Source organism: Aquibacillus albus, from assembly GCF_016908325.1.
Lineage (GTDB): Bacteria > Bacillota > Bacilli > Bacillales > Amphibacillaceae > Aquibacillus_A > Aquibacillus_A albus.
On record NZ_JAFBDR010000014.1, the window covers coordinates 1 to 15112 of the forward strand.

General features: G+C 36.3%; 12 protein-coding genes. All 12 read left to right on the plus strand.

Annotated features, from left to right (window positions below; translation table 11 throughout):
- Positions 1-293 precede the first annotated feature (293 nt).
- The 12 genes from JOC48_RS12460 (at position 294) to JOC48_RS12515 (ending at position 15017) form a co-directional block, all read left to right on the plus strand.
- Positions 294-596 carry a hypothetical protein gene (locus JOC48_RS12460; RefSeq protein WP_204500174.1) on the plus strand — a complete coding sequence of 101 codons (303 nt, stop codon included), beginning with the start codon at positions 294-296 and terminating at the stop codon, positions 594-596.
- A gap of 75 nt (positions 597-671) precedes the next feature.
- Positions 672-1109, plus strand: a complete 438-nt coding sequence (locus JOC48_RS12465; protein ID WP_204500175.1) for a DUF6115 domain-containing protein — start codon at positions 672-674, stop codon at positions 1107-1109.
- 157 nt (positions 1110-1266) lie between these two features.
- Positions 1267-2019: a 30S ribosomal protein S2 gene (gene rpsB / locus JOC48_RS12470; protein ID WP_204500177.1), complete on the plus strand. Its 753-nt coding sequence runs from the start codon at positions 1267-1269 to the stop codon at positions 2017-2019.
- A gap of 245 nt (positions 2020-2264) precedes the next feature.
- Positions 2265-3149, plus strand: coding sequence for a translation elongation factor Ts (tsf, locus tag JOC48_RS12475; RefSeq protein WP_204500178.1), 885 nt, complete (start codon positions 2265-2267; stop codon positions 3147-3149).
- A gap of 220 nt (positions 3150-3369) precedes the next feature.
- On the plus strand, positions 3370-4092 hold the full coding sequence (pyrH, locus tag JOC48_RS12480; RefSeq protein ID WP_204500180.1) for a UMP kinase: 723 nt from the start codon (positions 3370-3372) through the stop codon (positions 4090-4092).
- A 2-nt stretch (positions 4093-4094) separates the two neighbouring features.
- Positions 4095-4652, plus strand: coding sequence for a ribosome recycling factor (gene frr, locus JOC48_RS12485; RefSeq protein ID WP_204500181.1), 558 nt, complete (start codon positions 4095-4097; stop codon positions 4650-4652).
- 125 nt (positions 4653-4777) lie between these two features.
- A complete protein-coding gene (locus JOC48_RS12490; RefSeq protein ID WP_204500182.1) occupies positions 4778-5551 on the plus strand; it encodes an isoprenyl transferase in 774 nt (257 codons plus the stop codon).
- 16 nt (positions 5552-5567) lie between these two features.
- Positions 5568-6359, plus strand: coding sequence for a phosphatidate cytidylyltransferase (locus JOC48_RS12495; protein ID WP_204500183.1), 792 nt, complete (start codon positions 5568-5570; stop codon positions 6357-6359).
- A gap of 29 nt (positions 6360-6388) precedes the next feature.
- On the plus strand, positions 6389-7534 hold the full coding sequence (locus JOC48_RS12500) for a 1-deoxy-D-xylulose-5-phosphate reductoisomerase (protein WP_204500185.1): 1146 nt from the start codon (positions 6389-6391) through the stop codon (positions 7532-7534).
- A gap of 16 nt (positions 7535-7550) precedes the next feature.
- Positions 7551-8810: an RIP metalloprotease RseP gene (rseP, locus tag JOC48_RS12505; RefSeq protein ID WP_204500186.1), complete on the plus strand. Its 1260-nt coding sequence runs from the start codon at positions 7551-7553 to the stop codon at positions 8808-8810.
- Between the two features lie 51 nt (positions 8811-8861).
- Entirely contained in the window at positions 8862-10562 is a 1701-nt protein-coding gene (locus JOC48_RS12510) for a proline--tRNA ligase (protein WP_204500187.1), read from the plus strand.
- 162 nt (positions 10563-10724) lie between these two features.
- Positions 10725-15017: a PolC-type DNA polymerase III gene (locus JOC48_RS12515; RefSeq protein ID WP_204500188.1), complete on the plus strand. Its 4293-nt coding sequence runs from the start codon at positions 10725-10727 to the stop codon at positions 15015-15017.
- The last annotated feature ends 95 nt before the right edge of the window (positions 15018-15112 follow it).

Sequence of the window (15112 nt, forward strand, 5' to 3'; positions counted from 1 at the left end):
GTAGACTCCTGCGGGAACAGCACGTGTCCGAAGACCCCGCAAGAAGCGTTCTTTGCTTCTGAGGAGGCTGAGGCCGTGCCCGCGGAAAGCGAAGTGTTCTGCCGAAGCGGTTATTGCACCCGATTCAAAAAAAGTGTATTAAAGCAATTCCATGCAAAGGTTATGTCGCATTATAGGTCAACTGAGTAATACGAAAAGTGCCTTACTTAGATACAACGAACAACCTTTTTCCATCCAGAGATTAACAATCAGAATCTCTATACCTTTTAAAACTATAAAAGGATGCGATTAGGATGAGTTGGAAATCGATCGAAATGCAAGTAGCAATACCACGTACTCAAGAAGCAGGAAAAATTCAAGATCAGCTTCAACAAAGAGGACAGCTTGTACAAGATGCGCTAACAAGTAGTCAACTAGCAACAGAAGAACAAAAAAGAAAGAAAGTAAATGAATATGATCAAAAAGATAATGTTCAAAACAAGCAAAAGCAAAAAGAAAAAGTCGATCCAAATACAATTCGGAAAAGTAACCAGGCACTAACACACCTGGACCCAAATCACCCATACCTTGGTAAGAAAATAGATTTAAATGGTTAGGGGGAAGTTATGATAATTTTCTTACTTTTTTTTAGTTTTTTGTTACACGTAATTACATTTATCATCCTTAAAACAATGAATGATAAACTCAAGCTATTAGGAGATATGGAAGAAAAGTACACGGAAAATAAAAAAGAGCTAGAGGATTTATTGGCTGTATACTTACTTGAAATAAAAGATGAAAATGATAGGTTAGTTTCATCTTTGCGTCATAATAAACCTTTAACAAATAGTCAATCAGAAAAGGTTGAAACAGAAGCAAGTACAAAATCAGAACGTTCTACCATTCCTATTGCATATAATAATAAATCAGTCCAGCCCAGTGCTGAAAACAGTACGACATACACGCCTCCTCTGTCAAATCAAGAACAAGACACTTTAGAGCAATCCATTTCTGCGAAAGTATATGCTTTATATGATCAAGGTGAAACGATAGAATCCATTGCTAGAAAACTTGATTGCGGTAAAACAGAAGTGGAGCTAATGTTAAAATTTAATCGTAAAAACTCATAATTTTGCTTGATTGCTCGAATCGCATATGGTATATTTACTTTTGGTGTTAATACACACGTTTGTGGATATTGTAAGTGGTGCTTACTTTTAAATGGTGAGTCCTTACAAGAAGATGAAACAAACGGAGGATAAAAAACCAATTAGGAGGAAACATATTATGGCAGTTATTTCAATGAAACAGCTACTTGAAGCTGGTGTTCATTTTGGACACCAAACACGCCGTTGGAACCCAAAGATGAAGAAATATATCTTTACTGAGCGTAACGGCATTTACATTATTGACCTTCAAAAAACAGTAAAGAAGGTTGATGAAGCATATAACTTCGTTAAGGATATTGCTGCAGACGGTGGTACTGTTCTTTTTGTTGGAACAAAGAAACAAGCACAGGATTCTGTGAAAGAAGAAGCAATTCGTTCAGGAATGTACTTTGTAAATCAACGTTGGTTAGGTGGTACACTTACTAACTTTGAAACGATTCGTAAACGTATTAATCGTTTGAAGGATATTGAGCGTATGGAAGAAGATGGTACTTTTGAAGTACTTCCGAAAAAGGAAGTAGTAGATCTTCTTAAAGAAAAAGAACGTTTGGTTAAATTCCTTGGTGGTATTAAAGAAATGGACAAATTACCAGATGCTTTGTTCATCATTGATCCACGTAAAGAACGTATTGCGGTAGCTGAAGCTCATAAGTTGAATATACCGATTGTTGGAATCGTTGATACAAACTGCGATCCAGACGAAATCGATTATGTTATTCCAGCGAATGATGATGCAATTCGTGCTGTGAAACTTCTTACTTCAAAAATGGCAGATGCTATTTTAGAAGTGAAACAAGGAGAAGTAACGGAAGAAGCTGCACCAGAAGCTACTGAAGAAGCAGTAGTTGAAGCAGAAACTACACAAGAGTAACAAAAAGGTTTGAAGGTGATAAGAGGGGAACCTTTTATCACCTTTTTTAACACGTAAGAAAAGTATAAAATAAATGATGGCTATGTCTGTTGATACTTGGCAATAGCTAAGCTATTTAAAGGGTAGCAAATAGGGCTAATACATTGGCAAATAATTACTTAATCGGCTTACACCTTCTTACTTAACTTGGCCCTTTTTGTCGAAAACCTAAAGAAAATAAAGATTTAACATAAGGAGGAAAAATAATGGCAATTACTGCACAATTAGTAAAAGAGCTTCGCGAAAAGACTGGAGCAGGAATGATGGATTGTAAAAAAGCACTTCAAGAGACTGATGGGGATATTGAAAAGGCGGTTGATTATCTTCGTGAAAAAGGTATCTCTAAAGCTGCCAAAAAAGCTGATCGTATTGCAGCAGAAGGTTCTACTCATATTGAAGTAGATGGTAATTCTGCAGTTCTACTTGAAGTCAACTGTGAAACTGACTTTGTAACAAAGAATGATCAGTTTAAAAACCTGCTTACAGAGCTAGGAAACCACCTAGTAAAACAAAAACCAGACTCTGTAGAAACTGCTCTAAAACAAAAGCTTCATGGAGAAGGTCAAGAAGTAGAAGAATATATCAATTCAAGTATTGCTAAAATTGGTGAGAAAATTTCACTTCGTCGTTTTACCATCTTTGAAAAAACAGATAATGATGCATTTGGCGCTTATATTCATATGGGTGGAAACATTGGTGTACTAACTCTGCTAGAAGGCTCTACAGATCAGGAAACTGCTAAAGATATTTCTATGCATATTGCTGCAGTAAATCCTAAATATGTGTCACGTGATCAAGTATCCGCAGAAGAAGTGGATAAAGAGCGTGAAGTGTTAAAAACACAAGCACTGAATGAAGGTAAACCAGAAAAAATCGTCGAAAAAATGGTTGAAGGACGACTAGGAAAATACTTTGAGGAAGTATGCTTACTTGAACAAAGTTTTGTAAAAGACCCAGATCAGAAAGTTAAAAAACTAGTTGAAAGTAAAGGTGCTTCAGTTAAAGGATTTGTACGTTATCAAGTTGGAGAAGGTATTGAAAAACGTGAAGACAACTTTGCTGAAGAGGTTATGAACCAAGTTAAAAAGTAAGGATAAAAAAACAGATGATTCAACATGAACATCACCGTAGTCAATGAAATAATCAGGTAATTCTTGCCTTCTATAAATCATTCACTTCTGGTTTTATGTTTTATGTTGACAGTGTTATATAAGGGGACACAAGGTGTTCCCTTTTGTATAACTTGGTAGCCAGGCTTTTTGGCGTCCAGTCAAGATTTTTAAAAAAGAATACATATAGATGGAGGTTATTATGACAACTGCTAGCTACCGTCGAATTGTGTTAAAATTAAGTGGTGAAGCGTTAAGCGGAGAACAAGGATTTGGTATTGAGCCAAATGTTATTCAATCTATTGCATCTCAAGTAAAAGAGATTGCGGAATTAGGTGTAGAGGTTGCTATTGTTGTTGGCGGTGGTAATATTTGGCGTGGTAAAGTAGGAAGTGAAATGGGGATGGATCGTGCTAATGCCGACTATATGGGAATGTTAGCAACGATTATGAATGCTTTAGCGTTTCAGGACAGCTTGGAGAATTTTGGAATTCCAACAAGAGTTCAAACTTCAATAGAAATGAGACAAGTAGCTGAGCCTTATATAAGAAGAAAGGCAATTCGTCATTTGGAGAAAAAACGCGTTGTCATTTTTGCTGCGGGTACAGGTAATCCTTATTTTTCTACTGACACAACAGCCGCTCTTAGGGCTGCTGAAATAGAAGCAGATGTTATTCTGATGGCGAAGAACAATGTTGATGGTGTCTACACCGCTGATCCTAAATTTAATAAAGATGCAAAAAAATATGATGAATTATCCTATATGGAAGTATTAAATGAAGGGTTAGGCGTTATGGATTCTACCGCATCTTCTTTATGCATGGATAATAATATACCATTACTAGTTTTCTCTGTGACGCAAGAGGGTAATATTAAACGAGCAGTACTTGGTGAAAAAATAGGAACAGTGATAAGGAGGAAATAATAATGTCACAAGAAGTGATTAAAGAAACAAAGTCTAAAATGTCTCAAGCCGTTCAAGCATTTTCAAAACAATTAGCAACAGTGAGAGCTGGTAGAGCAAATCCTTCCTTGTTAGACAGCGTACATGTAGATTATTACGGTGCTGCCACACCACTAAATCAATTGGCTACTATTTCTGTACCAGAAGCGCGCCTTTTAGTAATAACTCCTTTTGATAAATCATCGACTTCTGATATAGAAAAAGCTATTTTAAAAGCAGATTTAGGGTTATCACCGTCCAGCGATGGTAATGTTATTCGAATAAACATTCCACCTTTAACAGAAGACAGAAGAAAGGATTTAGTTAAAGTAGTTGGAAAATATTCGGAAGAAGCTAAAGTACAAATAAGAAACATTAGAAGAGACTCCAATGACAAACTGAAAAAAGCAGAAAAGAATGGAGATCTTACGGAAGATGAACTACGTGGTTTTCAAGATGATGTTCAACAAGAAACAGATACATTTATCGGAAAGATAGATGATTTAGCAAAAGAAAAAGAAAAAGAAATTATGGAAGTTTAAGTGATTAACATGTAAAATATGTATATAATCTAGACCCTCTTTACAAAGGGGGTTTTTGCACGTATAAGGACGTATTTAGTTGTCAAAGGTGTAAATATGCTAGGCCGTGATGGAGGATTGTTTTTATGTCAATGATTAAACTTCCCTTTTTCAAAAAAAAGTCAAGGAATCGTCAACAGAAACAAAATCAAGTAGATCAGGACAATTTACCTGAGCATATAGCGATCATTATGGATGGGAATGGACGTTGGGCAAAAAAAAGAGGATTGCCAAGAATAGCTGGACATAAGGAAGGTATGGATAATGTAAAAAATATTGTCAAAGCCGCGAATAAGTATAAAGTAAAAGTATTAACGCTTTACGCATTCTCTACTGAGAATTGGAAACGGCCGAAGAATGAAGTCGATTATTTGATGCGTTTACCAATGGAATTTCTAAATACATACTTACCGGACTTGATTAAAGAAAATGTGCAAATACAAACAATAGGTGATTTTGATGCACTACCCGGTCATACGAAAGCAGCAGTCCAAAATGCGAAGGATCGAACAAAGTCAAACGATGGCTTAATTTTAAATATTGCTTTAAACTATGGCAGTAGATATGAAATTATTGAAGCAATTAAGAAATTAGTTCGAAATGCAGAAGAAGATAATCTACATGTATCAGAAATTGATGAAAATTTATTTTCCAACTATTTATATACAAGTGATTTGACTGATCCGGATTTATTGATAAGAACGAGTGGAGAAATACGCCTGAGTAATTTCTTATTATGGCAGGCTGCTTATACCGAGTTTTGGTTTACAGAGGTACTATGGCCAGATTTTGATGAAAAATTATTTGAAAAAGCCCTAATCGATTATCAAAAAAGAAAGCGTCGATATGGTGGAATATAAGGGTGTTGATTAATTAATGAAAATAAGAATTATAACAGCTGTTATTGCAATACTAATGTTTTTCCCTTTTGTGTTTTATGGGAATTGGCCATTTCAATTAATCATGTATATCATTGCTTCTATCGGTGTGTTAGAGCTTTTGAAAATGAGGACAAAGACGATTTATCCCGTTCCAACTGCTTTTACACTTTTATTACTATGGACACTACTATTCCCAGGTCATGAAATTGTACTTGTTGAATATTTCTATTTTACGAAATCAGATATAACGTTATTTTTTGTATTATTGATGTTAGCTTATACGGTTCTCGTTAAAAATAAATTCACGTTTGATGATGCAGGATTTTTAATCCTTTCGGCCATTTACGTTGGATTAGGTTTTTATTATTTTGTAGAAACGCGAGAAGCTGGGTTAGAGTATATTTTTTATGTTATTTTAGTAATCCTTGCGACAGATACAGGTGCGTATTTTTTTGGACGAGCAATGGGGAAGCGTAAGCTATGGCCGGAAATAAGTCCAAATAAAACTATTGAAGGTGCTATTGGTGGTATCTTATTAGCTTGTATTGTTGCTGTCATTTTTCAAATAATATGGCCGGTTCACTCCTCAATCGTAATCGTTTTATTCGTAACGGTATTAGCCTCTGCTTTTGGTCAAATAGGGGATTTAGTAGAGTCCGCATTTAAAAGGCATTACAATGTGAAGGATTCTGGTCATATACTCCCAGGGCATGGTGGTATATTAGATCGTTTTGATAGTTGGCTTTTTGTTTTTCCATTATTGCATTTTATTCATTTTATTTCATAAGATGAGAATAGAATATAGGAGCGTGACGAATGAAGAAGATAACACTTCTAGGGGCGACTGGTTCTATTGGTATCCAAACGTTAGATGTAATTAGAAACCACCCAGATAAATTTAAACTATATGCGATTGCATTTGGACAAAACGTTGAACATGCATTATCTATCATAAATGAGTTCAACCCGAAAAGGATTGTTGTTAAAAATGCTGCAACAAAACAAAAGTTGGAAAGCCTTATTAATCAACATCATATATATATTGGCAATGAAGGTATGATAGATATTAGTGTTGATCCAGAAACTGATATATTAGTTAATGCTGTGATGGGAAGTGTTGGACTTGAAGCAACTCTTCAAGCCATCCGTGCAAAAAAGCAAATTGCTATTGCAAACAAAGAAACATTGGTGACTGCTGGACACTTGATTATGAGTGAAGCGAAAAAGCATAAAGTTGATTTATTACCAGTTGATAGTGAACATTCAGCTATTTTTCAGTGCTTAAATGGAGAAAGAAGAGCAGATGTTAGTCAAATTATTTTAACTGCATCTGGAGGAAGCTTTCGTGATAAGACTAGAGCTGAGTTAGCTGATGTAACAATTACTGATGCATTGAATCATCCTAATTGGAGTATGGGTGCGAAAATTACAGTTGATTCAGCAACAATGATGAATAAAGGATTAGAGGTTATTGAAGCACATTGGTTATTTGATGTCCCATATAACCAGATTGACGTTGTTCTACATAAAGAGAGTGTTATTCATTCCATGGTTGAATTTTCAGATCGAAGTGTGATGGCGCAACTCGGCACACCTGACATGAGAGTGCCAATCCAATATGCCTTAACCTATCCTATGAGACTTGATTTGCCACAAACAAAAAAGTTAAACTTAATAGAAATAGGAAAGTTACATTTTAGTAAAATGGACTTCGAACGGTTTCCATGTCTGCGTTTGGCATTTGAAGCCGGTAGAGTGGGGGGAACGATGACAACGGTACTAAATGCAGCGAATGAAATTGCCGTTGACTTATTTTTACAAGGGAAGATATCCTTTTTGGAAATTGAAACATTGATTGAACGGGCGTTAGATCAGCACAAGGTCTTGAACAATCCTGAATTGAAAACAATAATAGAGGTTGATAAACAAACTAGAAAGCTGGTCGAGTCTTATATAGACTAGAAGGAGAGTGCTATTTTTGAACACCATCATTGCATTTATTTTTATGTTTGGGCTTCTCGTATTTGTGCATGAGCTAGGTCATTTTATCTTTGCTAAGAGAGCTGGTATGCTCGTCCGTGAATTTGCTATTGGTTTTGGCCCAAAAGTGTTTTCATACAGGAAAAGTGAAACGTTATATACGATTCGGTTACTTCCACTTGGCGGTTATGTACGGGTAGCTGGTGAGGATCCAGAAATCATAGATCTGAAAGCTGGACAACATATCGGACTTGAATTTAATAACGAAGGAAAAGTAGCAAAAATAATTGTTAATAATAAATCAAAACATCCCAACGCACATGTTATTGAGGTTGAACGTGTTGATTTAGACCACCAATTATTAATAGAAGGTTATGAAATTGACGAGAGTGAAAAATTACAATTTCAAGTGGACCGTAAAGCAGCGTTTGTGATGGATGAAATGGAAACACAAATTGCTCCTTTTGATAGACAATTTTCATCTAAAACAATACCTCAGCGTGCAATGCAGTTATTTGCAGGTCCTATGATGAATTTTATCTTAACGATTATTATTTTTGCATTATTAGGCTTCATGCAAGGAGTACCGGCGGATAATGCCTTAATTGGTGATGTTCAAGAAAACAGTCCTGCTGAAGAAGCTGGTTTTGTAGCAGGCGATGAGATCGTACAAATCGAAGGAAATCCGATTTCCACCTGGGAAGAGTTCCAGCAAATTGTTCAAAGAAATCCCGAACAAGAATTGGAAATGACTGTACAACGAAATGATGAACAGGTACAAGTAAACGTTATTCCTAGAAGGATTGAAACTCAGGACATTGTAATCGGACAAATTGGTGTTCAAATTGCATTGGAACAGTCTGTTTGGAAGGCAATTCCTTATAGTATTGAAGAAACATATAATTGGGCGCAGTTGATCGTTGTCAACCTTGGTAAACTGGTAACAGGACAGTTTTCGATTGATATGCTGTCTGGTCCAGTTGGTATTTATGATGCTACTGATCGAGTTGTTCAAACTGGGTTTATGAATTTCTTATCTTGGACAGCTATATTAAGTGTAAATTTAGGTATTATTAACCTATTACCATTACCGGCCTTAGATGGGGGACGCCTGTTGTTTGTAGGACTTGAGGCTTTACGAGGAAAGCCAATTGATCCACAAAAGGAAGGTATTGTCCATTTTATCGGGTTTGCTTTGTTAATGTTATTAATGCTTGTTGTTACTTGGAATGACATTCAACGTTTATTGTTTCAATAGGGTTGATCATTTTATAAAAGAGAAGGAAAAACAATTAGAGGTGAATATAGGATGAAACAAAGTGAAACATTGATCCCAACGCTGAAAGAAATACCTGCTGATGCAGATATAAAAAGTCATCAACTACTATTGAGAGCAGGTTTCATCCGTCAGACGGCTTCTGGCATCTATAGTTTTCTACCATTAGGAAAAAGAGTATTAAGAAAAGTTGAAGAAATTGTTAGAGAAGAGATGGATGCAGCTGGAGCAAGTGAAATGTTTATGCCTGCTATGCAACCAGCTGAATTGTGGCATGAAACCGGAAGATGGAATACATTTGGTCCAGAGCTAATGCGACTAAATGATAGACATGACCGTGAGTTTGCACTTGGAGCCACGCATGAAGAAGTTATTACCAGTTTGATTAGGGATGAAGTAAAAAGCTATAAAAAGCTACCATTAATGTTGTATCAAATTCAAACAAAATTTAGAGATGAAAAACGCCCTCGTTTTGGTTTATTAAGAGGAAGAGAATTCGTGATGAAGGATGCTTATACTTTTCATGATTCTTATGAGAGTTTGGATGAGGCTTATCAGAAGATGTTTCAAGCCTATTCTAATATTTTTACTCGATGTGGCTTAAACTTTCGAGCAGTTATTGCTGATTCGGGAGCTATGGGTGGTAAGGATACGCATGAGTTTATGGTATTGTCTGAGGTTGGTGAAGATACGATTGCTTATTCAGATTCTTCTACTTATGCAGCCAATATTGAAATGGCTCCAGTTATCACTACTTATGAAAAAATGGACGAGCCTATAAAAGAACTGGAAAAGGTTGAAACTCCTAACAAGAAATCAATGCAGGAAGTAGCAGATTTTTTAAATCATCCTTTATCCAATGGGCTTAAATCACTCATGTTTAAGGTTGATGAAAAATTAGTTCTTGTTGTTACTCGTGGAGACCATGAAGTAAATGATATCAAATTGAAAAACCACTTCAATGCAACGAGTGTTGAATTGGCTACAGAGGAAGAAACAAGAAACGTATTAGGAGCAGGATTTGGTTCTTTAGGTCCAGTTGGAATAAATGGGAAAGTTGAAGTCGTTGCTGACAATGCTGTTAAGTATGTTATGAATGTTTCTTGTGGTGCTAATGAAGATGGCTACCATTACATCAATGCAAATCCAGAACGTGATTTTGATGTTGATACGTTTATAGACTTGCGTTTTATTTTAGAAGGAGATCCATCTCCAGATGGTAAAGGGAAAATCAAATTTGCTAAAGGAATAGAGGTTGGCCATGTATTTAAACTAGGTCAATTTTATGCAGAAAAGCTTGGGGCTACCTACTTAGATGATCACGGTAAATCGAAAACAATGATAATGGGCTGCTATGGTATTGGTGTGTCTAGAACTCTTGCCGCAATCGTAGAACAATTTCATGATGAAAAAGGCATGACTTGGCCTAATGAAGTTGCACCATTTCATGTTCATTTATTAACGATTAACGCTAAAAAGGAAGAGCAACAGGAACTGGCAGATCGTTTATATCAATTATTTAGAGAAGTTGGAATTGAAGTTCTATACGATGATAGAACAGAACGAGCTGGTGTTAAATTTGCGGATAGTGATTTGATTGGTATTCCATTTAGAGTAACTGTTGGCAAAAAAGCCAGCGAAGGCATTGTTGAATTTAAGACACGTAGTAACGGAGAGCAAATTGAAATACATGAATCTGATTTGGTTGATAAATTAAATCGTTTGATTAAGTGATAACCATACAAAAATAGAATATGTTTGATAAAACCCTTGTCGAATTGTTTAATGACAAGGGTTTTATTTAGTAGTAAAATAGTATGGAAAATGATTATCAGAGTAGGATTAACTCATTAAGTTTATACATAATGGGTTACTGGATAGGGGAGGAACATAAAGATGGACATATCCAGCAACGATAAAATATATCTATTATTACAACAAATGGAGATGCCACAAGAGATGATAGAAGAGCATTTTAAAGAAAGTTCGTTGGCAAAGCTTGAGGTTTCACCAAAGAGTAAAAAATGGCATTTTCATATTAACCTATCTACCATTTTACCACCTTCCGTTTATCAAATCTTCACCTTAAAATTGCAGGAAACTTTTTCTCATATAGCAACGATTGATTGGACTTTTTATACGACTAATAAGCAATTGTCTGAACAACAATTTGCCGATTATTGGCATCATTTTGTTCGTTCAATTGAGGATTTGTCTCCAGCATATAAAGATTTGGTCTATGAACAAAAGCCTAGGGTTAACGGTAATAAGGTTATGTTAACTGCACGGAATGAAGCAGAAGCAAATGCGTTACGGAAAAGACTAGAGCCAGCCTTTAAAGATCATTGTTATCGGATCGGTGCGGCTACCTATACATTGTATGTTGATGCCAAGACAGAGATGGAAGATATTGTTAAGTTTAGAGAACAAAAAGCAATGGAGGACCAGCAATTAGTCCAAAAAGCTGTAAAGGAAAAAGAAGAAAGGGCAAAGCAGAATGAGGAATCCGTTCCAGAAGGACCAGTATCTATTGGCTATTCGATTTCCGAAGATGCTGTGCCAATGAATACGATTCAGGAAGAGGAGCGCCGAATCATTCTGCAGGGTTACGTGTTTGATGTCGATGTACGTGAATTGCGTTCAGGTAGACATTTATTGATTATAAAAGTAACCGACTATACGGATTCGTTCCAGTTAAAGATGTTTTCTAAAGGCGACCAGGATGCAGAAAAATTTCAGCAACTTAAAAAAGGGATGTGGATAAAAGCACGGGGAAGCATCCAGACAGATAACTTTTCAAACGAACTAACAATGATGGTGAATGATATCAATGAAGTTAAACCGAATAATAGGAAAGATCATGCACCGGATAATCAAAAAAGAGTAGAACTTCATGCTCATACGACGATGAGTCAAATGGATGCAGTTGTTTCTGCTTCCAGGTTAGTAGAGCAAGCTGCAAAATGGGGCCACAACGCTATTGCAATCACTGATCATGCTGTGGCACAGTCTTATCCAGAAGCATATGCAGCTGGAAGTAAACATGGCATTAAAGTAATCTATGGTCTAGAAGCAAATATAGTTGATGATGGTGTTCCAATCGCTTATAACGAACAAGACTTGCTTTTACAAGACGCAACTTTTGTAGTTTTTGATGTGGAAACAACAGGTTTATCTGCTGTGTATGACACAATCATAGAGCTGGCAGCTTTCAAAGTGAAAAATGGTGAAATTATTGATCGGTTTGAATCATTTGCAAACCCACATCACCCTTTATCTCAAACAACGATTGATTTAACCGGAATTACGGATGATATGGTGGAAAATGCACCAGAAGTGAGCGAGGTACTGAAGGATTTTCATACATGGATGGGAGATGCAGTTTTAGTAGCTCATAATGCCAGCTTTGATATGGGTTTTTTAAATGAAGGATTAAAAAGAATAGATATGGATAAAGCTTCAAATCCAGTCATTGATACACTAGAATTGGCAAGGTATTTATTTCCTGATTTAAAAAATCATCGATTAAATACGTTGTGTAAAGCATTAGACATTGAGCTTACCCAACACCACCGAGCAATATATGACGCTGAAGCAACGGGATATTTGTTGTGGAAATTGGTGAAATTAGCAGTCGAAAAAGAAATTATCAATCATAAACAGCTAAACGAACATATGGGTGAAGGGAAGGCTTATCAACGGTCAAGGCCGTTTCATTGCACACTACTTGCTACCAATCCAGTTGGTTTGAAGAACATATATAAGCTTGTTTCGATGGCCCATGTTGACTATTTTTATCGAGTACCGAGGATTCCTAGATCAAAATTGCAGAAACATCGTGAAGGTCTACTTGTAGGATCAGGTTGCGATAAAGGTGAAGTGTTTGAAACAATGATGCAAAAATCAAAGGAAGAAGCAGAGAGTGCTGCTGCATTTTATGATTTTATTGAGATACAACCACCTTCCAATTATTATCACCTGATTGAAAAGGAGCTTGTTCAAAACGAAGCTCAAATATATGATATTTTGAAAAACCTTACGGAAATGGCAGATCGATTAGAAAAAAAATGTGTAGCAACAGGAAATACGCATTATCTTGAACCACATGAAAAGGTATACCGAAAAATTTTGATTGCTTCTCAAAATGGTAATCCATTAAGTCGACAAACGCTTCCTGATGTTTATTTTCGTACCACAGATGAAATGTTAGAATGCTTTCAATTTCTTGGTGAGGAAAAGGCAAAAGAAGTAGTCGTCACGAATTCGCAATTTATCGCTGAGCAAATTGAATCGGTCAAGCCAGTCAAAGAAGATCTCTATACACCAAATATTGATGGTGCTGAAGATGAAATTAGAGAGATGAGCTATAATCGGGCAAGGAGTATATACGGAGAAGATTTACCTAACTTAGTTGAGGACCGAATTGAAAAAGAACTAAAAAGTATCATTGGACATGGTTTTGCGGTTATTTATCTGATTTCTCACAAACTGGTGAAGAAGTCTTTAGACGACGGTTATTTAGTAGGTTCTCGTGGTTCTGTAGGCTCTTCATTAATTGCTACTCTGACGGAAATTACAGAAGTAAATCCGCTTCCGCCACACTATGTGTGTACATCTTGTAAGCAACACGAATTTTTTAATGATGGATCTGTTGGGAGTGGCTTTGATTTACCGGATAAAGATTGTCCAACTTGCGGAATTCCACTGAAAAAGGATGGACAAGACATCCCATTTGAAACTTTCCTAGGATTTAAAGGGGATAAGGTGCCTGATATTGACTTGAACTTCTCCGGAGAATATCAGCCGCGTGCGCACAATTATACGAAAGTTCTTTTTGGTGAAGATAACGTTTATCGAGCCGGAACTATTGGTACAGTTGCGGAAAAAACTGCTTATGGCTATGTGAAGGGTTATGCCTCTGATCATCAAATGCAATTAAAAAGTGCTGAAGTAGACCGTCTTGTCCAAGGCTGTACCGGAGTGAAAAGAACAACTGGACAACACCCCGGCGGGATAATCGTTGTTCCAGATGATAAAGAAATTTATGATTTTAGTCCAATTCAATTTCCAGCCGATGATCGAAATTCAGAGTGGAAAACAACCCATTTTGACTTCCATTCGATTCATGATAATTTGCTGAAATTGGATATTCTTGGTCACGATGATCCGACGATGATTAGGATGCTACAGGATTTAAGTGGAATCGATCCAATAACAATTCCGACAGATGATGAAGAAGTGATGAAAATATTTTCAGGGCCTGAAGTTTTAGGTGTCACTCCTGAGCAAATTATGTGTAAAACAGGTACGTTAGGAGTTCCTGAATTTGGAACAAGATTTGTTCGCCAAATGTTAGAGGATACAAAGCCGAAGACATTCGCTGAGCTTGTTATTATCTCTGGTTTATCTCACGGAACGGACGTTTGGTTGGGTAATGCACAAGAATTAATTAATAATGGAATTTGTGGATTACCAGATGTAATTGGGTGCCGTGACGATATCATGGTTTATTTAATGCACAAAGGACTAGATGCTTCTTTAGCCTTTAAAATCATGGAATTTGTCCGTAAAGGGAAAGGTCTACAAGATGATTGGATTGAAGAAATGAGAAAGCACGATGTACCGGATTGGTACATTGACTCTTGTAAGAAAATCAAGTACATGTTTCCAAAGGCTCATGCCGCGGCATATGTTTTAATGGCTATAAGGATTGCTTATTTTAAAGTACATCATCCAATATTTTTCTATACGGCTTATTTCTCGGTACGTGCAAGTGACTTTGAGCTTGATACAATGATAAAAGGATCTAACGCTATTAAAAATAGAGTTGAAGAGATATTAGCAAAAGGAAATGATGCTTCTCCAAAGGAAAAGAGCTTATTAACAGTATTGGAGTTAGCTTTAGAGATGAACGAAAGAGGATATACATTCCAAAAAGTTGATTTATACCGCTCAAGTGCTACTGACTTTATCGTTGATGGAAATTCACTCATTCCACCTTTTAATGCGGTTGATGGCTTAGGAACAAATGCAGCATTAAATATAGTCAATGCTCGTGAAGAAGGTGAATTCCTGTCGAAAGAAGATTTGAGGGAGCGTAGTCGTATTTCAAAAACCGTGTTGGAATATTTAGATAATCACGGTTGTCTAGAAGGAATGGCAGATGCAAATCAATTGTCATTATTCTAGCGTTTAGATTAATTAATTTCAGCAATAGGGGATATTGTTGCATAAATTTGAAACATGTGGTATATTTTTGGTGGTAAGCAATGATACGTGTTAAG